This is a genomic window from Succinivibrio dextrinosolvens DSM 3072, assembly GCF_900167015.1.
Taxonomy (GTDB): domain Bacteria; phylum Pseudomonadota; class Gammaproteobacteria; order Enterobacterales; family Succinivibrionaceae; genus Succinivibrio; species Succinivibrio dextrinosolvens.
Genome location: NZ_FUXX01000002.1, coordinates 69,581 through 91,428, shown reverse-complemented (window position 1 = coordinate 91,428; position 21,848 = coordinate 69,581). Strand labels below are relative to the sequence as shown.

Below are 21,848 nucleotides of genomic sequence, written 5' to 3'. Positions count from 1 at the left end.
AGAATCAGTTATATATCCAATAATCTACAGCAAGGATGATAACCCATACAAGATTATTTATACAGCAGAAGAACATAAGATTGTTAAAACTCTGCTTAAGAATGACCGACATTTTCATATGTCTGATAATGGTGTAGACCTGATATGACATAGGAATAAAGCCAGCCAGCAGCATCAGAGCCTCAATAGGTCTGTGTGAGGATACACATGCAAGTACTGAGAAGAAAATGTTAGCAACTAGAAGTCCTAACAGGTAGATGGAAGTAATCTTGTAACCAAAAGAAAGCACAAAAGACTTGCTGGCTACATGAGGTTCATCCGAAACCATCATTCTTATGGAGCGGCCGTACAGGATCATTAAAGATGAAGCTCCTGATGAGAAGGCAAGAAGAATGGTATCAGGATATATATCGATAGTGGAATGACTTGCGGCAACAATCAGAAACTGTGCGCAAACAACAGATGCCATTCCAAACACCAGAAAAATCGCAATTGCGCCTATACCTCTGTACAGGTACAGAGCGGAAACATTGTAAAACAGAGTCGCAAGCACACACATTACGCACAGAAAGATAAACCAAGACAGAACCTGAATGTTTGAGCCAAGAGCTAAATAGATGGCAATCGCGCCAAATACAGCAGCAATCAGGGTCATCATAGCCATGCGTTTTCTAAGCTGTGTAACAGGTATATCACCAACCATAATAGGAGAGATAATACCTGCTTTCTTATCTCTTAAATGGTTCTTATAAGCTCTTGAATAATCAATAGAAAAGTTGCACAGAGCAAGGACACTTACACCTGTTATGGAAATTGAAACAGCAGTAATCAGAGTAGCAAAGGTGACATGGCCATAGAAAAATCCCAGTGCACATCCAAGAATACAGTTTGTCAGTGCAAAAGCATACGAATTAAAACGGATTTGTGAGTTTATCTGATCATTAAGCATCGTACTATTAATTCTTTTTCTTAAAAAATGATTATTATTTGATTTTTCTAGGGTCTTTCCTTCTATTTTAAATTACTTTTTGTGTTTTTTTTAAATTTTGTGAAAAGAATGCGCTATGCATGTATAATTCACGCTGATATTTTTTCGGAGAGCATATTAATAATGTTATTTGACGATCCAGCATTAAAGCAGCTGAAAAACACCTTTGAGAAAGAGAAGGTAAGAAAAGAAGGCTACGTAAAGACCACCGATCGCGCATTCGGTTTTCTTGAGGTAGACAGAGATTCTTTCTTTATTGCCCCTAATGACATGAAGAATGTTGTCAACGGCGATAAGGTTGTAGCCATTATTGAAAAAGACGGCGACAAGACCAAGGCTGTTCCAGAGAAACTTGTTGAAGCCTATCTGACAAGATTTGTTGCAAAGGTTCTTTTTGTTTCAGGAAAACTGTTCATCATTCCTGATCATCCTAGCATCAATATCAGGATTGCTGCAGATGACAGACGCAAGGACCAGTCAGTAAAGCTGAACAATGGGGACTGGGTTATCTGTAACCTTAAATCACATGCTCTGCAGAAAAAGGAATTCAGAGCAACTCTTGATGAACTTATCTGCAAAAAGGATGATCCAAAGACTCCTTGGCTTGTAAGCTTAAGAAAATACGATCTTCCAACTCAGGAACCTGAGGATTCAGAATTTGAGTTCAAAGAGAAGGATCTTCCTCGTGAGGATATGACCTCTATTCCATTCGTTACCATCGACTCAGAGCACACCGAGGATATGGATGATGCTTTATATATTGAAGAGAACGATGATAACTACAAGCTGTATGTAGCTATTGCAGATCCAACCGGATATATCGAGCAGAATACACCTGAGAATGAAAGCGCCTCACACAGAGCATTCTCAATCTACCTTCCAGGTAGAGATATTCCAATGCTGCCAAGAATTCTTTCTCAGAATCTATGCTCATTAAGAGAGAATGAATTAAGACCTGCACTGGTTGGAATCATGACTGTTGCCAAGGACGGTACTCTGCTTGCAGACAAGACAGAGTTCAAGCTTGCAAACATCATGTCTCACGGAAAACTTGCATACAACAAGGTATCTGACTACTTTGAGAAGGTTGAGGGCGCCGATTTCGTTCCAACCGAAGAAATCAAGACTGTCCTTGAGACTCTTATCAGATTTACCGAGTGTCGCGATAAGTATCGTGCTACTCATGCCGCAACATTCAAGAACAAGCCTGATTATGATTTCGTTCTAAAAGAGGACGGTTCACTTGATCATATCGAGGTTAACTTCCGCCGTATTGCCAACCGTATTGTTGAAGAATCAATGATCATTGCCAATATCGCAGCAGGCAGTTTCCTTGCTGAAAAACTAAACAGCGGTATCTTTAACCTGCATAAGGGCTTTGATCTTCAGAAGAAAAAGGATCTGATTGAACTTTTAAACAAGGAACATTGTCCTTTCAATGAAGAGAAGTTAGGTGAGCTTGAAGAATACAATGCCATCAGAAGATTCGCCATTGAACACAACAATGACTATCTTGACAGCAGAATCAGAAAGCTGCAGGAATTCTCAGAGATTTCAATTAAACCAGGCCCTCACTACGCACTGGGTGTGTACAACTATGCAACCTGGACATCTCCAATCAGAAAATACGGCGATATGGTAAACCACCGTCTTCTGAAATCCATGATTGAGCACAAAGAGCAGATCACCATGCCGGATGAGAACCTGCTTAAGATCATGAATGAAGCCAGAAGAACAAACCGTATGGCAGAAAGAGATGTTAAAGACTGGTTATACGTTGAGTTCCTTGAGCCAGACATTGAAAAGAAGACAAAATTTGAAGCTGTAATCTTCGAGGTTTCAAGAGGTGGATTCAAGGCTATTCTTGAGGCTAACGGAGCCATGGTATTCGTTCCATTCTCCATGATGACAGAGGATAAGGATTCTCTTACTCTTCAGGGAGACACTGGTGAAATCTATGTTAAACAGGATCTGGTTTATAGACTTGGAGACAAGATCAATCTGAAGGTTGTTGAAATCAACAAGAAGACCAGATCAATTATTGCAGCGCCTTGCGAGAGCATCGGAGGATTGATGCTTCCTGATCCTTATGCGCCTAAAAAAGCTAAGGTTGCGCCAAAACGCAAATAAAACCGTTTAAAATCGCATTTTTAAAAAGAAGCTTCAATAATTTGAAGCTTTTTTTTTATTTGAATTTAAAATAGAAAATGATAGATAACAAAAACATACAGGAGTATTTATGGAAATTATAGACGGTAAGAGTTACTTGCCTCAGGTAAAAAAAATGATCGAAGACTCGGCCCTGAATCTTAATCAGGATGCCGCATTCCAGCATTTTGAAAACGAACTTGATAATGTCGAGAAAAAATACCTTCCTCCTTTCGGAGATCTGATCGTAGCTGTTGATGAAGACGAATTTCAGGGAATGGCAGCATTCAAAAAAGTCAGCGATGAAAGATGTGAGGTCAAAAGACTGTATGTTAGACGTGAAGCACGCGGTCAGCATTTAGGTGATCTGCTTTTGGGAGAACTCCTGAAAAAAGCAAAGGATTCAGGTTTCACCGAGGTGATTGTGAATACACCTCTAAGTGTTACTGCAGCTGTAAATCTGTATAAGAAACATGGATTTGAAGTCTATGAAGGTGAAGACGTTAAGCCAAAGCCTAACACCTTCTATATGATTAAAGACCTATAGAGTTTTTTCCAGAAGAACCTGATAGAAAAAAATCGCAGGATTATTTTCCTGCGACATGGTTTTGTTATCTTTGATTCAAGAGTCGATATTCCACTTAAGAAACAATCTTAAGTGGATTTTTGTTTTTAGAAGGAGATTCCGCTCTGCTTTAGAAGAGCATCAACCTCAGGTTTTCTGCCTCTGAACTCTTCAAAGTTCTTTAGTGGATCATAGGCTCCGCCTGATGCAAGAATCAGCTCCTGGAAATCTCTACCGGTATTCTTGTTGAAGATACCATCCTCCTCGAACTTGGAGAAAGCATCTGCAGCTAGAACCTCAGCCCACTTGTAGCTGTAATAGCCGGCTGAATAGCCGCCTGAGAAGATGTGAGTAAAGTTATTAGGGAAACGACTGTCCTTAAACTGAGGGGTAACAGCAACCTTTGACTTAACATCGTTCAGGATCTCAAAGATTCTGCCACCTTTCTTCTCGTCGTACTCAAGATGGATTCTGAAGTCAAACAGAGCAAACTCAATCTGACGCAGCATAGCCATTGCAGACTCAAAGTTCTTGGCATCCAACAGAGCCTTAAGCTTCTCCTTTGGAAGAGGCTCATGAGTGGTAACATTTGATGATAGGAAGTTTAAGACCTCTTCCTGCCATGCAAAGTTCTCATTGAACTGACTTGGAAGCTCAACCGCATCCCAAGGTACACCGTTGATACCAGATACATCAGCAATGTCAATCTTGGTTAAAAGATGGTTCAGGCTGTGACCAAACTCGTGGAACATGGTTACAACCTCATCGTGAGTCAGAAGAGAAACCTTTCTTCCTACAGGACGGCTGAAATTACATACAAGATAGGTTACTGGAAGCTGAAGAACACCGTCAGAACGGTAACGTCTGGTCAGACATTCATCCATCCATGCACCGCCGTTCTTTCCTGGACGGGCATACAGATCCATAAACAGAGTACCGATGATTGAGCCGAACTTGTCCTCATAAACATCAAAGCACTTTACGTTCTCATTCCATACATCTACACCGTAGCGCTGCTTTAAGGTGATACCGTAAAGACGGTGTGCACACTCGAACATGCCGGCAATAACCTTGTCCTCAGGGAAATATGGACGAAGCTCTTCCTCAGAATATGAATACTTCTTCTGACGAAGTTTCTCAGAATAGAAGGAAATATCCCAAGGCTCAAGCTTATCAAGGCCCTGCTCCTTGGCAAAATCCTCAAGAGCCTTCACCTCAGCCTTACCCTGCTTGTAGGATTTTTTTGCAAGATCCTCTAAGAAAGAGATTACAGTTTCAGGCTTATCAGCCATCTTGGTTGCAAGAGACAGATGAGCAAAAGTCTTGAAACCTAAAAGCTTGGCTTCTCTGTCACGCAGCTTTAGGATCTCCTCCATTAAAGGAGCATTATCCCATTTGCCTGCATTAGGACCGACATCTGATGATCTGGTACCGTAGGCAACATACATCTCACGTCTTAATTCTCTGTCCTCACAGTAGGTCATAAATGGAAGATAGGATGGCATCTCCAGAGTGAATACATAACCGTCCAGCTTTCTCTGGGCAGCCTCAGACCTGGCAAGATTCAGAGAGCTCTCAGGAAGTCCCTTTAATCTTTCCTTATCTGTAATATGAAGGGTATAGCCATGAGTTGCATCTAAAACATTGTTTGAAAACTTTGACTGCAGCTCAGACAGTCTTGATACAACCTTGGTGTATTCAGCCTGAGCCTCTTCAGGCAGGTCGATACCTGACAGCTTGAAGTCACGGATTGAGTTCTTGATGGCTTTCTGCTGAGGAATAGACAGTCTGCCGAAAGCATCTGATGCCTCAATTTTCTTTAAAATCTCAAAATAAGGCTTGTACTGACCAGCCCATGAACTGAACTCGGCAAGCATTGGCAGACATTCATCATGAGCGGCTCTTAGCTCATCAGTATTGTTTACAGAATTCAGATGAGAAACGACACCCCATACCTTTGACAGTCTGTCATCAGCTTCTTCGACAGGTGCAATGGAATTATCCCAGCTAGGATCTTCCTTGTATTTCTCACTAACCTCAATAATGATATTTCTGCATTTCTCAATAGCGTTCTCTACAGCAGGCTTAACATGTTCTGGCTTTACTGCTGAAAATAATGGTAATCCACTGTAATCTAGAAGCGGATTCTTGTTAACTTGTTCATTCATATGTTTTTCCTGCTTAAGACTAAACCGATCTTACAATCAAAGTCTATGTTAGTTTTTGATACCTATTTTGCTATGTGTTAAGATCATCTAAATATACAACAATATATATACATAATGTATATATGTGGACAACAGAGACAAATTTCCATATGTCTGACCTAAATAAAACTATCTTTTCACAGAGAGTCAGTGTACTGAAAGATGCAATGGCTCAGGCAGAGCTTGATGCTCTGATTATTTCTCATGATGACGAGTTTCTGTCATATGAGTTAAATGAAGATAAAGAACGAATCAAATATATCAGCGGATTTTCAGGAAGTGCCGGTTATGTGGTTATTGCCCGTAACTTTAATCCTCAGCTTGAAACCCGCGGTATCGAGCTTAGCAACAACCGTGGCGATGAAACCACAGTTGCAGAGAGAAGCTGTGCCGTTTTTGTAGACGGTCGTTATGTCGTTCAGGTAAAAGATCAGATCGACTCAAAGCTTTATCAGGATTTCGACTTTTCAAAGGTAAGCCCAAGCAACTGGCTTTGCTCAATTCTGCAGAAAAATGCTACTGTAGGTATCGATGCAAACTGTATCAGTTACAAGGAATACAAGAATATAGAAAAAGATCTTCAGGCTCTGAACATTAACCTTGTTCAGACACAGGGAAATCTTGTGGACAGAATCTGGGATGACCGCCCTGAAGAGATTGTCTCCCCTATCAGAATATTCAACGACGAATACAACGGCAGTCCAAGTACACAGAAGCGTAAGAAGCTTGCAGAAACCCTGCGTGACCTTGATCTGGACGCAACTGTAATCACTGATCCGGAAAGTATCTGCTGGCTTTTGAATATCCGCGGTAATGACAGAAAATACCTTCCGGTTATCAACAGCCGTGTTGTAGCCTATTCAAACGAGGCAGTTGAGTGGTACATAAATCCGGAGCACTTCATTGACAAGGAAAGCGGTGAAGATATTCATGAAAAACTTCATGAGCATATCGGACATATTGATATCTTCCCTGAAAACGCCTTTGATGATGTGCTGAACAGACTGTGCTCATCAAACTGCAAGGTTTATGTTGATCCTGACTCAACCAATGCCCACATCATGCTTAGCCTGATTAACGGAGGCGCAAAGCTGATTGAGGGTCTTGGACTCTGTCAGAAACCAAAATCAATCAAAAATCACATCGAGGTTGCCGGTGAGTATAAGGCTCACATTAAAGACGGTATTGCGATGTGCCGTTTCCTATGCTGGCTTGATAACCTCACCAGGATTGAAACTCTTGAGAACGACGAGAGCTTTATCAGACGTGTTGAGGAAACAACAGAAGCAGACCTTGCCGCCAGAGCAGAAATGTTCAGAAAGGTTGAGGCAGGCTACATTGAGCCTTCCTTTGCAACTATTTCCGCACTAGGTCCAAATGCGGCAATGTGCCACTATAATCATGAGAATGCTGACAAACCTAGAGCAATGGGACATGACAGCGTATATCTCATCGACAGTGGAGCTCACTACAAGGACGGTACAACTGATATAACAAGAACCGTTCTGGTCGGCCCTCATCTTTCGAATGAACTGAGAAAGATGTATACCCTGGTATTGAAGTCTCATATTTCTCTTGCAACACTGATATTCCCTAAAGGTACAACCGGCCTTCAGATTGATGCGATTGCAAGACGTCCGCTGTGGGACTACGGTGAGGATTTTGCTCACGGTACAGGCCATGGTGTAGGTCACGTTCTGTCAGTACATGAGGGACCTCAGTGTATTTCATCAAAACGTTCCATGATTGCCCTTGAACCTGGAATGGTTATTTCAAACGAGCCTGGATTCTATAAGGAAGGAGAATTCGGTATCCGTCTTGAAAACCTGATGGTAGTTATGCCTTGTACACAGCCAGGCATGAAACATATGCTATGCTTTACTCCTTTGACACTGGTACCTTTTGATACTAGATTTATCATCAGAGACCTTTTATCTCAAAAAGAGATAGACTGGCTGAACAATTATCATCAGAATGTAAATAATGTAATTACAAATGCAGCAACATCACTAAGTGATGATGAAATCGTATGGCTGACAAAAGCCACCGCTGCAATTTAGGAGCAAGATATGCCTTTTTGGAAAAAAAGTCTTCCAAATTCATTATATTGTCAGACAAGACTTCAGCAGCTTCCAACTATTCCTGTAGGAATATCGGATTACAATATTCTTGAAACTCCTCATCACTGCTACACAAGAATACTAGAGCTGATAGCTTCAGCCAAAGAACGAATTCTTATCACCGCCCTGTATCTTGAAAATGATGAGATCGGACGAGAAATCCTTAACGCTCTTTATGAAGCAAAGGAAAAGAATCCAAAACTATATGTGAGAGTATATGTGGATTTCCATCGCGCTCAGCGTGGCCGTATCGGTGAAGGAGCATCACTTGGAAACTCACAGCTTTACTATGACATGGCAAAAAAGACTGAGACACCACCTGCAATCTATGGTGTTCCTGTCAAGCGCCGCGAGCTTTTCGGTGTAATGCATCTTAAGGGATTTGTATTTGATGATACTGTTCTTTACACCGGAGCAAGTATCAACAATGTATACATGGGTTACAACGGCAAGTACCGTCTTGACCGCTACCATGAGATTCATTCAAGAGAGCTGGCAAACACTTTATGTGCCTTTGCAACCAACGCTTTCCATCCTAACTTTGCTGTACAGGATTTCTCTCAGGGACAGGTTCGTCCTGCAAAAGACATGAGAGAAGAAATCAAGGAGCTTCGTAAACACTTAAGCTCAGTACAGTACATGGTCAAGAATGAGAAGGTAACAAAATACCACGTTGGAGTTACTCCTCTGGTTGGTCTTGGCAAGAGAGCAAATCTTCTGAACCGCTCAATCCTGTGGCTTTTAGGAGCCGCACGCGAGAAGATGTTTATCTGCACTCCTTATTTCAATCCTCCAAAGATCATTATCAAGGCTTTAGAGGACGCATTAAACCGTGATGTTTCAATTACTCTGGTTGTAGGCGACAAGACTGCCAACGACTTCTTTATCCGTGACAGTGAAAATTTCTGCACTATTGGTGCAATTCCATACATTTATGAGCAGAACCTCAAGAACTTTATCATTAAAAACAAGAAGTTCATTGATTCTGGTCTGCTAAAGGTTATGCTATGGAAAGACGGTATCAATACCTACCACGTAAAGGGTATGTTTATTGATAACAACTATGCTCTGATTACAGGAAACAACCTGAACCCTCGTGCATGGAGTCTTGATCTTGAGAATGGAATCATTATCAGCGATCAGAATCATCATCTGCAGGAGAAGTTCATCCATGAACAGCAGTATCTGCTGCGTCAGACCACCAGAATCCGTTCAGAGGATGAGATTGAGTCAATCGACAACTATCCTCCTGAGGTAGTAAAGATTCTGAAGAAGGTTAAACGCCTGAGAGCATCTATCTTCATTAAACAGCTTTTATAAGAGATTTATGGTCCCTAAAGATGATTCTTACTATGCAAACTCAGATATAGCCATCATCAAAGGGCTAGGGACTACTTATACATCAAGCTTCTATAAAAAGGGGATCTTTACCTTATTTGATCTCCTTTTAGACTTTCCTTTCAAGTTTCTTGATCAGACAAAGATAACCAAGATTTCCGATATCAGACCTGATGGCGGTTTCTATTTTATCGATGCGCATATTGTTGCGGTACAGAATGTTCTCACCCGCAGAGTAAAGATGCTCAAGATGATGCTTCAGGACGACACCGGTAAAATCGAGGCGGTATTCTTCAATCTGTATCCAAATCAGATCAAGGCTTACACCAGAGGTCGAAGAATACTGGCTTTTGGTCCTGTTAAGTACAATGACTACAACGGAGTGGTCAACTTTACCCAGCCTACGGTAACCTTCCTTGAAGAAGGAGATGAGGTCAAGCCTCAGGAGCGAATGACTCCGGTTTACCATGCTGTTGAAAAGGTTCCACAGGCTGCTATCAGAAAAGCGGTAAACGGAGTACTGCAGTCTCTGCATGCCATTCCTCTGCCAGAGCTTCTGCCACAGAAGCATAATCCTTTTAACCTGACACTAAGTCAGGCTCTGGATCTGTGTCACTATCCATTTCCTCCTGATATACCAAATCAGAAGATTATTCCAGAGAAAACAGAAGGATTTAAAAGAATAAGCTACGAGGAGCTTATAGCCTATCAGCTGACCCTTCTATCTGTAAAAAGAAAGAATGAACAGCACAATGCTGTTGCTATAGATAAGGCTTTGGAAGATACAGACCGCTTCATCAAATCACTGCCTTTTGAGCTTACCGGTGCCCAGATGCGATCCTTTAAAGAGGTTCAGCAGGATTTAAGCTCACAAAAGCCGATGCTTAGACTGCTTCACGGTGATGTAGGCTCAGGTAAAACAATGGTCGCTGTCCTGGCTGCAATTCAGGTTGCTAAGTCAGGAAATCAGTGTGTAGTTCTGGCACCGACAGAACTTCTTGCCCAGCAGCATTATCAGAAATTTAAGGCACTTCTCGATCCATGCGGGATCCGTACAGAACTTATAACCTCATCCATCAAGGGAGTAAAGCGTAAAAAGCTTTTGGAGGATATTGAATCCGGAGAAGTTCAGGTCATCATCGGAACACACAGTGTCTATCAGGAAGAGGTTCATTACAGAAATCTTATTCTGGCAATCATTGATGAGCAGCACCGTTTCGGTATTGATCAGAGAATTGCTCTTTTGAAGAAAGCCCCTTCAGATATCACCATGCATCAGCTGGTTATGACCGCCACCCCAATTCCGAGAACACTGCAGCTTGCCCTGTTCTCTGATCTTGATGTCTCAACACTTGATGAGCTGCCTAAAGGCAGAAAACCTATTATTACAGCTGTTATGCCGGACACCAGAAAGGCTGAGGTCATAAAAAGGCTTGATGAGGTATGTCATCAGGGAACTCAGGTTTACTGGGTATGTCCTAACATTGAAGAAAACGAGGATGAGACCGAGTCAGTCAAGACGACCTACAAGGAACTTAAAAAACAGCTTCCTGATCTTAAGATAGGACTTCTGCACGGTCAGCTTGCAACAAACGAAAAGAACAAGGTTATGAAAGCCTTCCTGGAGAAGGAATACGATATTCTGGTTGCAACAACTATCATTGAGGTCGGTGTCGACGTTCCTAATGCGTCAATTATTGTTATAGAGGGAGCTCAGAGACTTGGACTGGCACAGCTTCATCAGCTGCGCGGACGAGTAGGCAGAGGAGCTCTGGATTCCTACTGTATTCTGATTTATAAGAGCTCTGAGACTGACGTTAACGATATCGCAATGCAGAGACTCTCAATCATGAGAGCAACAACAGATGGATTCAAAATCGCAACCGAGGATCTTAAGTTAAGAGGTCCTGGAGAAGTGTTAGGAAACAAGCAGACTGGATTTGATATCTTCAGAGTTGTTGACGTAAATCGAGATTTTGAACTAATAGATATTGCCAGAAATGCAGCTTTGGATATCATTCATAATGATACAGAAACCTGCAGAGCTCTGATCGCCCGCTGGTTCCCTAAATTTAAAGTGTAGAGCATGCTGTAAATGGCGTTCAAACCGAATATATACTACAGAAAACAGACTCCGCGCTATCTTAAAGTCATTAAGATTGCCGTCTGTGTTCTCATTGTCTCGATTGCCGTCGTGTGGGGATTCATTCTGTATTTCAACGGACAGCATGTGAAGGCTCCTCTTTTAAAATTCCTCTCCGAGCGTACCAGTTTCTCAATTAACTGCGATGAAATTGAATTTTCTCCGCTGTACCCTGACGTTCTAAAGTTAAAAAAGGTAACACTGGGTAATTCAAGTATCGGCGAGATTTATGTTGAGTACGATTTAAAAAGTGTAATCTCATCAGAAAATCTTGATATTAAGTATCTGTATGCAAAGGATATTTCCTTTGACAACAGTGATCTGGAAGAACTTAAAAAAGAAAGATTCAGATATAAGAATATAAACATCAGTAAGCTTGATCTTATAAACAGTCCTCTGTATCTGGGAAGATTCAAATCAAACAAGGCAGATCTCTCCGCCTTTGATGTCATAGTCTCAGAACAGCAGCAGATAAGCTTCAATGACTCAACCCTGAATGCACAGACAGGATCTATTGATAACCACGAGGTCAAAAAGGTTCATGCACGAATACTCTCATCAGGGGATAAGGTTGAACTGTCCGACGTACAGATGCAGATTTTCGGAGGAACTGTTTTTGCAGCTCTGAGCATAGATAAAAAAACACAGCTCATTGATTTTTCAAAGCTTTCTATCAGCAATGCGATTTTCCAGAATTACTCAAGTCTGATTGATAAATACTATATCCGAGCAAGAAACGCCAATCTTAACAACTGTGTTCTCTCAATTCCTACGGCAGATCTTCTTTTAGGTCAGGTCTCAGGCAAGATAGAGGAGCTTTTGATTGAGAATAAGAATATTTCCTTTGATTTCAAGGGAAAAGCAGGTGAAATCTCTAAACCAGATCTACTGGTTACAGCGGATGATTCTCTTCTGAAGGCATCCATAAGAAAAGATCTCATCAGCATCAGCTCTGAAGGTAAGCTCTTTAATGGAGAGTACAGTAGCAATATCGAGATGACAAATCTTGATAAACAGAATTCCTCCGTAACAATAAACGGGTTTACTCTTAAAAACGCTAAGTTCGAACCAACTCCTGAACTTTATAACCGTTTGAAATACCTGCTGTTTTCTCATAATACAACAGTGAAGGACTTCAGCGTTGATAATACTGAACTGGTATCTCACATCGACAAGATTCCTTTATCAGTTAAATCTGTAACCCTGAAAATGGAAGACATCCTGTTTGATGAAAACTCGAAGAAAGTAATAGGCACTCCAGGTAAATTTACTCTTAAGACAGACAGTGCCTACTATTCTGATCTGTTTATAAAGGGAACCGAGCTTCACGGAGCATTCAGCAATGACGGTTACTCAGTAGTTCTTGATAAGATTGAAAGCTACAACTCAAATGCAACTGCCTCAATTTCAAGAGATTTTTCAAAGAATACATTTGCCTTCAAGGCAAAATCTGAAGATTTTGATATGTCTGACCTGAACAGTGACCTGTTCTCAAAACTATTCAACGGAAAAATCAGTTTCGATATTGATCTGCATTCAGATGAAAATGAGGACAGCACATTATCTGTAACACAGAAGCTTTTTGGAAATATTTCTATAAAATCAAAATCACTTCTGATTTCTGCGTTTGGTCTTGATTTAATCAACGGTGGCAATAAAAAGGATTATGAGCTGACATTAAAACAGCTGCTTTCATCTATCGAAAGCGGTGACTGCGGCTTTTACAGTCTTGATTTCAAATCAACCCTTGATAAGGGCCAGGCTAAATTCAGACTCTCTACAGACCTTGCAACATCACATTTAACCGCTAAGGGAAACTATGATGCCAACGACAGGATCATTGAATCAAAATCTACACTGATCTCGCTGGCAAAGGACAGTATCACATCTGTAATCACCCGTGGACATATTACAGATCCAACCTTCTACATATCTGCAATAATGCGCGGAGCTATAAGACCGGGAATTGATGAGAGCGCTCTTGGAGACGAAAAGTATACTGCTGCAGAGGATGGGACATTAACCAGAGTCAGGGCAAAGGAACTTTCTGACAAGCCTAATATCAAAGACTCGGAAGATGACAAAGTCTCAGTTCACAGTGATGATGAGAATAGAGAAAAGGCGCTTACACCGGATTCACTGGTTCTTGATGAGCAGAAATCAATGCTAACGCCTCAATAAAAAAGCGGAGATAAACTCCGCTCTTAAACTTTGTTTTGACTTAAATGCTAATTTGGTTTAGCTCTGTTTGAAGTTATCTTGACTTTGATAGGAGCCTGTTTATTCTTAGGTCTTACCAGTTCCTCTGAGCCCAGGGTTGATCCGGTTACATTTGCAAGATAAACCATGAAGCTTGGAACATCATCTGAAAGACCAGATCTTACAACACCTAATGAAGCAGTAAACTCAGCGCCCAAAAGTACCAGCCACCAGCTGATATAAATCCAGACAAACAGAGCAGGAATTACTGCTATAGCGCCATAAATAGCCTCGTAATTTGAGAAATTCAGAACAAAGATACTGAATAGTTTCTTTGAAACCTCAAAAGCAACTGTAACAAAGATAGCTCCCAAGAATGCATCCTGCATTTTTACTCTTACTCTTGGAACAATAACGTACAGAGCTGTAAGAACAGCGCATTCGATGATGATAGGAAATATGAAATAGGCCAGCATCAGAGCCATTCCGATATGCACGTTACTTGAAATAGCAATACCAACAACTCTGGTGAAAATCCAGATAATAATACCTAAAGCAATAGGACCTAAGGTTAAAAGAGTCCAGTAGATAGCAATCATTGAACCAAGCTTTCTTTTACCGCCTCTCCAGATACGGTTCAGACACTGATCAATTGAGCGTACCAGCATCAGAGAGATAATGAAGAAAACAATAGTACTTGTTGCAGTCAGTTTACCGGCATGATCAACAAAGGTTCCGACATATTTGCCTAAAGATTCTGAAAAAACAGGCATGAAGTTGGCCTGAGCAAAAGCCTTTAATGATTCTCTGAATTCTGAAAATGCAGGGAAAACGGCAAAGAAATAGAAAATCACACTGATAGCAGGGATTAGAGCCAGAATTGATGTAAACGATAAGGCAGATGCTTCCAGTCCGATAGAATCTCTTTTTACTCGATTGAAGAAATATATATAAAGCTCTTTCACGGTACCCACCCTAAATTTTCAGAAATCTTATTCTAGTATAGGGTAATATTCTATAATTTTTTGAGATGTGATAATAAGTTAATTAAAAAAATGAGATTCTTTTGCTCAATATGTTATACATTTTGATACAAATCATCCTAAAAAATAGATGAGCGATTTGTTTTTTTTGAATTAGCTGCTACGAAAAAAACAATCTATAACTGATTGATTTCCTTTTCAAAGTGACAGTAATCCTTCAGAGATTTCCATTCACCTCCCCAGGTAAAGCCATGAGAAATAAACAGATTATAGGCAAGATCTTCCTTGTCAATCTTATATACGAAGTTATTGGAACGATCGCAGTATTCCTTTGAAGTCGACGGCTGGACAAAAAAACTGCCGTCTTTTTTCACTCTGCAGTATGGATTGGTGCGTGGATTGAGATCAACCGCCAGACCTCTGGCATGATATGAGAGGAAGTTTGATCCGGTAATATAGCGGAAAACGAAGCAGTTGGTATTGTTCGCCCCCATCTGAATATCATCATCGGCATCATAATTATCAGCAAGCAGGATGCGCTCAATAGGATATTTATTTTTATACAGGATAAAGAAAATTTCGCGAAGATCCTCTGCAATAGCTTTATTACAGACCATTTCACCCAGTCTGATTTTTCCGTCATAATCACAGTGAAGTACTCTTATATAGCTCAGATCACTTCTTTTAATGTAAGGATTCTCATGATAGGACTTGCCCTGCATTTTCTTCCATACAGAATCTGGAATGTCACTTATGCTGAAAAAACTGTTCTCCCCATAGAAATCCAAAAGCTGCTCATCAATAATATCTCCGCCATCAAGATTAATGGAAACAAGATCATCCAGCGTTGAAGCAGATGTAATGTTCATGCATGCAAATGCCAGACAAATAAAAATTGAAGACCAGATTTTTCTTATGGAAATAAAAGACATAAAACATCCTCCAGATCTTTTAAGTATACATACAAATTAATGCACTATACTTTTTACGTGCAAAAAACACCTTAAACGGGCATTATTCAGAGCCTCAACTAAATAGTGAATCACGGTGATTTTTGTATAATACGGTTTTCTTTTAGGGTTAATGCGCTTGTTTACCGAGTGAATACGATATAAATGCCATTTCATTGATAATTTTTTTTAATCTTTTTTTTAAGAAAATGTTACACAGGTCAAAAATGGTATACAATAGCGCATATTTTTTTTCTAAGAACTCATAAGTCAGAGTTAATTATCTTGGGGTTTACCACATGGATGTTCAGAAGATCCGTAACATTGCTATTATTGCTCATGTTGACCACGGAAAAACAACATTAGTTGATAAATTACTACGCCAGTCTGGAACTCTTGACCGCAATGAAATCGGTCAGGAACGTATCATGGACTCAAATGATATCGAAAAAGAGCGTGGTATTACTATTCTTTCAAAAAATACCGCTATCAACTGGAAAGATTACCGCATTAATATCGTTGATACCCCAGGCCACGCTGATTTCGGTGGTGAAGTAGAACGTGTTATGTCTATGGTTGACTCAGTACTACTGCTGGTTGACGCTGTAGACGGCCCAATGCCTCAGACACGTTTCGTAACTCAGAAGGCTTTCGCTGCAGGTTTAAAACCAATCGTTGTTATTAATAAATGCGATCGTGAAGGCGCAAGACCAGACTGGGTTATTGATCAGATTTTCGATCTGTTCGACAATCTTGGCGCAACAGATGAACAGCTGGATTTCCCTGTTGTTTATGCATCAGCTTTCCAGGGCTGGGCATCATTAGATCTTGAGAATCACGGCGACAACATGGAGCCATTATTCCAGGCTATCGTTGATAAGGTAAGCCCTCCAGACGCAGATCTTGAAGGTCCTTTCCAGATGCAGATTTCATCACTTGATTTCACCTCATACGTTGGTGTTATCGGTGTTGGCCGTGTAAAGCGCGGTGTAGCTAAGGCAAATCAGCCTGTAACCATCATTGACCGTGACGGCAATACCCGTACCGGTAAGATTGGTCAGGTTCTAGGTTATCTAGGCCTTCACAGAACTCAGGTTGAAAGCGCAGAGGCTGGTGACATTATTGCTGTTACCGGTTTAGGTGAGCTGAAGATTTCAGACACCATCTGTGATAGCTCAGCTGTTGAGGCTCTGCCTGCTCTATCAGTTGATGAGCCAACAGTTTCTATGAACTTCTGTGTTAACACCTCTCCTTTTGCTGGTCGTGAAGGAAAGTTCATTACATCCAGAAACATTGAAGAGAGACTTCGCGAGGAGCTTGTTCACAACGTTGCTCTACGCGTTGAAACAACTGAAGATACTGACAGATTCAAGGTATCAGGCCGTGGTGAATTACACCTGTCAGTTCTGATTGAAGAGATGCGTCGTGAAGGCTACGAGCTGGCTGTTTCACGTCCAGAGGTTATTCTTCACAAGGAAGGCGGCAGAACTCTTGAGCCATATGAGATCCTTACATTAGATCTTCAGGAAGAGCATCAGGGTCCTGTTATGGAAGAGTTAGGTCTTCGTAAGGGTGAGTTAAAGAACATGGTTCCAGATGGAAAGGGTCGTGTTCGTTTAGATTACCGTATCCCTGCACGTGGACTTATCGGCTACCAGTCACTATACATGACTCTAACCTCAGGTACCGGTTTAATGTTCCATACCTTCGACAGCTACGATGAGTATGCAGGCGGCAGCATCGGTGAGAGACAGAACGGTGTTCTAATATCTAACGATACCGGTAAGGCTGTTCCATATGCTCTATGGTTCCTACAGGAGCGTGGCAGACTGTTCGTATCTCCAGGTGAAGAGATCTACGAGGGTGAGGTTATCGGTTTACACGTTCGTTCAAACGATCTGACTGTTAACCCATTAAAGACCAAGAAACTAACCAACGTTCGTGCTGCAGGTTCAGACGATAACATTATCCTGACCCCAGCAGTTAAGATGACCCTGGAGCAGGCTCTGGAGTTCATCAATGAGGACGAGCTGGTTGAGGTTACCCCTCAGAGCATCAGAATCCGTAAGAAGAATCTGTCTGAGCTTGATCGTGTTCGTGCATTCAGAGCCGCTGGCGGTAAGAAAGCTGACGAATAATACTCAAGTTTAGAGTTCAGAAAGCCTGTACCATTTTGGTGCAGGCTTTTTTATTTCCAAAAACGTTATATATATCAAAAGATTACCTCCATAACCCCTCATTATTCGTAAAAAACTGCACTATTTTTGTGCCTTTTTCAAATTCTGTGATAAAGTGTAAGAAAATATCACATGCACTATTATAGAACGTTATAGGCAATCTGATGTCCGAAATAGATAAGGAAAATATATTAGAAAACCTGACAACGGCGGTAATGATTACGGATAATAAGATGAGTATCCTGTATGCAAATACCGCTGCAGAACAGTTGTGTGGAATTTCACGAACTCGTCTTAAGTCACAGAAGCTTCAGGATCTTGTAGACAGAGAGGAAATTACTCTGATAGATACGTTGAATAATCCAGACTTCAACGTCAATTTCCAAGGTTTCTCTGCCGCAGACGTGCGTTTCACTCCTTATCCAGGCAAAACATCAAAAGCCGACCTCACTATCTTCCAGTATACAGAAAATAAATTTGACGGATTCCTTGTTGAAATCCACCCTATCGCTCATCAGGAAAAACTTATCAATCAGGCTCAGCAGAATTTCCAGTTCACTGCAGCAAGAGACCTTATCCGAAACCTCGCTCATGAGATTAAGAATCCTCTTGGCGGCATCAGAGGCGCAGCTCAGCTTATTGAGATGACCTATGCTGACAAAGTTGAGAATCTAAAGGATTACACCAAGGTTATTATCGAACAGACCGACAGACTGAAGATTCTGGTTAATAACCTTTTAGGACCTCAGCGTCCAAATCCTTTGACCCAGGTTAACATTCACTATCTGATTGAAAAGGTGTTAAAGCTTGTTCAGCTTCAGGATAACTGCAAGAGAATAACGATTAAGAAGGATTACGATCCATCTCTGCCTGAACTGCCTTTAGATTCAGATTCAATCGAACAGGTTATTCTAAACATCGTCAACAACGCAATTGACGCACTTGATAACGAAGTATTTACCGATCCTGTAATCAAGATTAAAACCAGAGCAAGTTTCAGAACAATCATAAGAGAAACCAAGTATCCGCTGTGCATGGTTATTTCAATCATCAACAACGGACCACAGATTTCCGAACAATTAAAAAAGACACTGTTTTATCCAATGGTAACCACCAAGCCTAACGGTAACGGTCTTGGCTTATCACTGGCTCTGAACATAATCGAACGTCATAATGGAACCATTGAGTGTCTGTCCGATGCTCACGAAACTGAATTTAGAATAATTTTACCAGTCAAAACAGAAAATCACGGAGAATACCGATAATGAATCCAATGATTTGGGTAATAGACGATGATGCAAGCATTCGCTTTGTTTTCGATAAGGCTTTGGATGTAAACAGCATTAATCATCGTCTTTTTGAAAACGCTGAAGCTGCACTTGAAGCAATAAAGAAAGAGACACCTGATGTTATCGTTTCAGATATCAAAATGCCTGGCATTGATGGTCTTGAGCTAATCAAAGCAGTTCACGAGGTCGATGAGAACATTCCTTTCATTATCATGACAGCTCACTCAGACCTGTCAGCAGCTATTGATGCCTTCAATGAGGGCTCATTTGAATACCTGCCAAAGCCTTTCGACATTGATCAGGCAGTTGCAGTTATCAGAAGAGCAGCAGTTCACAGAGTGAATATGCTTCAGCTTGTAAGCCAGAGAAACCGTAATACTCTTATGGCTTCTCCTGTTGAGCAGAAGGAAGAGACTGAGATTATCGGCAAGTCACCTGCAATGCAGGATGTATTCAAGTTTATCGGCCGTGTTTCCAAGACTGATTTACCAGTACTTATCCACGGTGAAATCGGTACCGGTCGTGGCCAGGTTGCAAAAGCCCTGCACAATCACGGAGAGAGAACAGGAAAGAGCTTTGTTTCAATCAACATCTCTTCTATTCCACAGGAAATGGTTAAGTATGAGCTGTTCGGTGACATTACCAAAGATCCTTCAACCTGCGCAATAGCAAAGGCAGAAGGCGGTACCCTGTTCATCAGTGAAATCAATGATCTTCCAATGGACTGTCAGTCAAGACTGTTAAAGCTTCTTCAGACTGGTGAATACACCAATATCGACAGCACAACAGCAATCAAAGCAAACGTAAGAGTAATCGCCTCAACATCTCAGGATTTAGAGGCAAAGATCGCAAAGGGTACCTTTAACTCTGATCTTTTCTACAGACTGAATATCATCAACATCAATATTCCTCCTCTAAGAGACAGAAATAATGATATTCCTCTGCTGACAAAGCATTTCCTTGCACAGGCAGCTCAGGAAGGACACACCGAGCCTAAGAAGCTAACTTCAGAGGTTCTGGTATTCCTATGCCGTCTTCCATGGCCTGGCAATGTACGCCAGCTGAAGAATCTGTGTAAGTACCTAACCATTATGGTAACAGGACGTGATATTCAGCTTGTGGATCTTCCATCTGAATTCCTGCATGCTAACAACACTCAGAACAAGAGCAACACAAGCGGTGCTGTGGCTAAGGAAAATCAGTCATGGCAGGATATGCTGAGAAGCTGGGTGGATGCAAAGCTCAAGGCAGGAGAAAGAGATATTCTTAATGAGGCTGTTCCTGAGTTTGAGAAGGTTATGCTTGAAGCTACCCTTACCTTTACGGGTAATCACAAGCAGGAATCAGCAAAGCTTCTGGGCTGGGGAAGAAATACTCTGACCAGAAAGATTAAGGAACTGAATCTGAAATAATCGCAAATTTTGTTTCATAGTAAAGCAATATTTAAGTGCAGGCTGGATTTCCAGACCTGCATTTTCTTTATCAGGGCAATTTTTTTTCAGAGAAAATCGCCTCTCGTCTGATAATTCAATTAAGTAATATTCTTTATATTCAGTAAGTTAACTGAGTATTAGTTTTTAGTTATAACCGATAATTAGAAATTAGTATTAGCCAAAAGAGATTTTAAAGATAAGAATAACAACATCGAAAGATACTAAAAAAACAATCCTAAAAATAGAAAATAAAAGGAATATTATGAAAAAGAATCAGCAAGATCTTCAGAAAGAAGCTCTCTTCTTATCTGACAGAAGAATTACCTTAAACAAATACTCCGACAGCACCTCTGACTGTATGTGTATGTGCATGTAGCACACTAATCTCACAGAAATTTTCCATTATTTTTTAGTAATTATTTTTAACAGCGCAAAAGCTGTCCGGAGTTTTATTATGTCAAAATTATCAAAGAAAAATATCCTACTTACTGTTTTATCAGCATTTTTAGCTTTAACCGTAACCGCCTGCAATGATGAGGGCAGCAAATCAGCAAAGGCTGATACTGTCCCAGAGCACATCAAAGTCGGTGTAGTACCAGGTCCTTACAAGGATCTGCTGAAAAACCATCTGACAAAGGTTGTTGAAAGCCGCGGTCACAAACTGGATTTTGTTGAGTTTTCTGACTGGGTACAGCCTGATTCAGCACTGGATGCAGGTGAAATCGATGCCAATCTGTTCCAGCACTCAATCTACCTTAAGGCAATTGTTGAGAATCAGGGCTTAAAGCTTGATGAGGTTATCAACGTACCAACCCTAGGCTTATTTGCTTTCTCAGAGAAGGTTAAATCTCTTGATGAGCTTAGAGATGGAGCTTTGGTTGCTCTGCCTAACGATGCGGTAAACCTGTCACGTGCTTTAAGATTCGCCCGTGATGCAGGCATTATCACCCTTAAGGCCGACAAGGATGATCTCAAGGCATCTATTGCTGATATCGACAAGAACCCTAAGCACTTAAACTTCGTGCCAATGGAAGCTGCTCAGCTGCCACGTTCACTTGATTCAACAGACCTTGCTTTAGTTCCTGGCAACTATGCATATGAGGCAAAACTGCCATTTGACAAGGCACTGGCAAAGGAGAAGGTATCTGAACCAATCAAGCTTGTGGTTACAGTACAGAGTGATCGTGTAAACACCGTTGGAGCCTTCTTAAAGGATGCAGTTGCAAGCCGTGAATTTACCTCATCTGTAAATGCAGATCCTACTTACAGGGATTTTGCTAAACCAGAGTGGTGGCCTGCAAACTAAGA

14 protein-coding genes are annotated in these 21,848 nt (G+C 41.1%); 10 read left to right on the top strand and 4 right to left on the bottom strand.

Features of this window, described 5'->3' with window-relative positions; all coding sequences use genetic code 11:
- Positions 1-4 precede the first annotated feature (4 nt).
- The gene (locus B5D46_RS01120; protein ID WP_078927848.1) at positions 5-949 is read right to left on the bottom strand and encodes a UbiA prenyltransferase family protein; all 945 of its coding nucleotides are present in this window, start codon (positions 947-949) and stop codon (positions 5-7) included.
- 162 nt (positions 950-1,111) lie between these two features.
- Between B5D46_RS01120 and B5D46_RS01115 the strand changes: the two genes are divergently transcribed.
- Both B5D46_RS01115 and B5D46_RS01110 read left to right on the top strand, forming a co-directional pair.
- Positions 1,112-3,118 carry an exoribonuclease II gene (locus B5D46_RS01115; RefSeq protein WP_159442984.1) on the top strand — a complete coding sequence of 669 codons (2,007 nt, stop codon included), beginning with the start codon at positions 1,112-1,114 and terminating at the stop codon, positions 3,116-3,118.
- A 109-nt stretch (positions 3,119-3,227) separates the two neighbouring features.
- A complete protein-coding gene (locus tag B5D46_RS01110) occupies positions 3,228-3,683 on the top strand; it encodes a GNAT family N-acetyltransferase (protein WP_078927846.1) in 456 nt (151 codons plus the stop codon).
- A 125-nt stretch (positions 3,684-3,808) separates the two neighbouring features.
- Here B5D46_RS01110 and prlC read toward each other — a convergent pair whose 3' ends face one another.
- Complete coding sequence (gene prlC / locus B5D46_RS01105; RefSeq protein WP_078927845.1) at positions 3,809-5,869, bottom strand: oligopeptidase A; 2,061 nt, start codon at positions 5,867-5,869, stop codon at positions 3,809-3,811.
- A 149-nt stretch (positions 5,870-6,018) separates the two neighbouring features.
- Between prlC and B5D46_RS01100 the strand changes: the two genes are divergently transcribed.
- From B5D46_RS01100 to B5D46_RS01085, 4 genes are read left to right on the top strand one after another with little or no spacing between them, the layout of a single operon-like run.
- Positions 6,019-7,968: an aminopeptidase P family protein gene (locus B5D46_RS01100; RefSeq protein ID WP_159442983.1), complete on the top strand. Its 1,950-nt coding sequence runs from the start codon at positions 6,019-6,021 to the stop codon at positions 7,966-7,968.
- A gap of 9 nt (positions 7,969-7,977) precedes the next feature.
- Positions 7,978-9,348, top strand: coding sequence for a CDP-diacylglycerol--serine O-phosphatidyltransferase (gene pssA, locus B5D46_RS01095; protein WP_078927843.1), 1,371 nt, complete (start codon positions 7,978-7,980; stop codon positions 9,346-9,348).
- Between the two features lie 7 nt (positions 9,349-9,355).
- Positions 9,356-11,449: an ATP-dependent DNA helicase RecG gene (gene recG, locus B5D46_RS01090; protein WP_078927842.1), complete on the top strand. Its 2,094-nt coding sequence runs from the start codon at positions 9,356-9,358 to the stop codon at positions 11,447-11,449.
- Between the two features lie 12 nt (positions 11,450-11,461).
- The gene (locus tag B5D46_RS01085) at positions 11,462-13,690 is read left to right on the top strand and encodes an AsmA family protein (protein ID WP_143675574.1); all 2,229 of its coding nucleotides are present in this window, start codon (positions 11,462-11,464) and stop codon (positions 13,688-13,690) included.
- Between the two features lie 47 nt (positions 13,691-13,737).
- Here the strand turns inward: B5D46_RS01085 and B5D46_RS01080 are convergent, their stop codons facing one another.
- Positions 13,738-14,673 carry a YihY family inner membrane protein gene (locus B5D46_RS01080; protein ID WP_159442982.1) on the bottom strand — a complete coding sequence of 312 codons (936 nt, stop codon included), beginning with the start codon at positions 14,671-14,673 and terminating at the stop codon, positions 13,738-13,740.
- A gap of 194 nt (positions 14,674-14,867) precedes the next feature.
- Complete coding sequence (locus B5D46_RS01075; protein WP_200804998.1) at positions 14,868-15,623, bottom strand: M15 family metallopeptidase; 756 nt, start codon at positions 15,621-15,623, stop codon at positions 14,868-14,870.
- A gap of 317 nt (positions 15,624-15,940) precedes the next feature.
- Between B5D46_RS01075 and typA the strand changes: the two genes are divergently transcribed.
- The 4 genes from typA (at position 15,941) to B5D46_RS01055 (ending at position 21,846) form a co-directional block, all read left to right on the top strand.
- Entirely contained in the window at positions 15,941-17,779 is a 1,839-nt protein-coding gene (typA, locus tag B5D46_RS01070) for a translational GTPase TypA (protein ID WP_078927839.1), read from the top strand.
- A 203-nt stretch (positions 17,780-17,982) separates the two neighbouring features.
- Positions 17,983-19,083: a nitrogen regulation protein NR(II) gene (gene glnL, locus B5D46_RS01065; protein WP_078927838.1), complete on the top strand. Its 1,101-nt coding sequence runs from the start codon at positions 17,983-17,985 to the stop codon at positions 19,081-19,083.
- Positions 19,083-20,519, top strand: coding sequence for a sigma 54-interacting transcriptional regulator (locus tag B5D46_RS01060; RefSeq protein WP_078927837.1), 1,437 nt, complete (start codon positions 19,083-19,085; stop codon positions 20,517-20,519). The genes glnL and B5D46_RS01060 overlap by 1 nt, the downstream gene beginning before the upstream one ends.
- Positions 20,520-20,994: 475 nt before the next feature.
- On the top strand, positions 20,995-21,846 hold the full coding sequence (locus B5D46_RS01055) for a MetQ/NlpA family ABC transporter substrate-binding protein (protein WP_078927836.1): 852 nt from the start codon (positions 20,995-20,997) through the stop codon (positions 21,844-21,846).
- Positions 21,847-21,848 lie beyond the last annotated feature (2 nt).

Bases quoted from the DNA above. Each gene is read 5' to 3' on its own strand.
- typA (WP_078927839.1), top strand. From the start codon at position 15,941: ATGGATGTTCAGAAGATCCGTAACATTGCTATTATTGCTCATGTTGAC.
- recG (WP_078927842.1), top strand. From the start codon at position 9,356: ATGGTCCCTAAAGATGATTCTTACTATGCAAACTCAGATATAGCCATC.
- B5D46_RS01100 (WP_159442983.1), top strand. From the start codon at position 6,019: ATGTCTGACCTAAATAAAACTATCTTTTCACAGAGAGTCAGTGTACTG.
- B5D46_RS01115 (WP_159442984.1), top strand. From the start codon at position 1,112: ATGTTATTTGACGATCCAGCATTAAAGCAGCTGAAAAACACCTTTGAG.
- B5D46_RS01060 (WP_078927837.1), top strand. From the start codon at position 19,083: ATGAATCCAATGATTTGGGTAATAGACGATGATGCAAGCATTCGCTTT.
- pssA (WP_078927843.1), top strand. From the start codon at position 7,978: ATGCCTTTTTGGAAAAAAAGTCTTCCAAATTCATTATATTGTCAGACA.
- glnL (WP_078927838.1), top strand. From the start codon at position 17,983: ATGTCCGAAATAGATAAGGAAAATATATTAGAAAACCTGACAACGGCG.
- B5D46_RS01110 (WP_078927846.1), top strand. From the start codon at position 3,228: ATGGAAATTATAGACGGTAAGAGTTACTTGCCTCAGGTAAAAAAAATG.
- B5D46_RS01075 (WP_200804998.1), bottom strand. From the start codon at position 15,623: ATGTCTTTTATTTCCATAAGAAAAATCTGGTCTTCAATTTTTATTTGT.
- B5D46_RS01055 (WP_078927836.1), top strand. From the start codon at position 20,995: ATGTCAAAATTATCAAAGAAAAATATCCTACTTACTGTTTTATCAGCA.
- B5D46_RS01085 (WP_143675574.1), top strand. From the start codon at position 11,462: ATGGCGTTCAAACCGAATATATACTACAGAAAACAGACTCCGCGCTAT.
- prlC (WP_078927845.1), bottom strand. From the start codon at position 5,869: ATGAATGAACAAGTTAACAAGAATCCGCTTCTAGATTACAGTGGATTA.
- B5D46_RS01120 (WP_078927848.1), bottom strand. From the start codon at position 949: ATGCTTAATGATCAGATAAACTCACAAATCCGTTTTAATTCGTATGCT.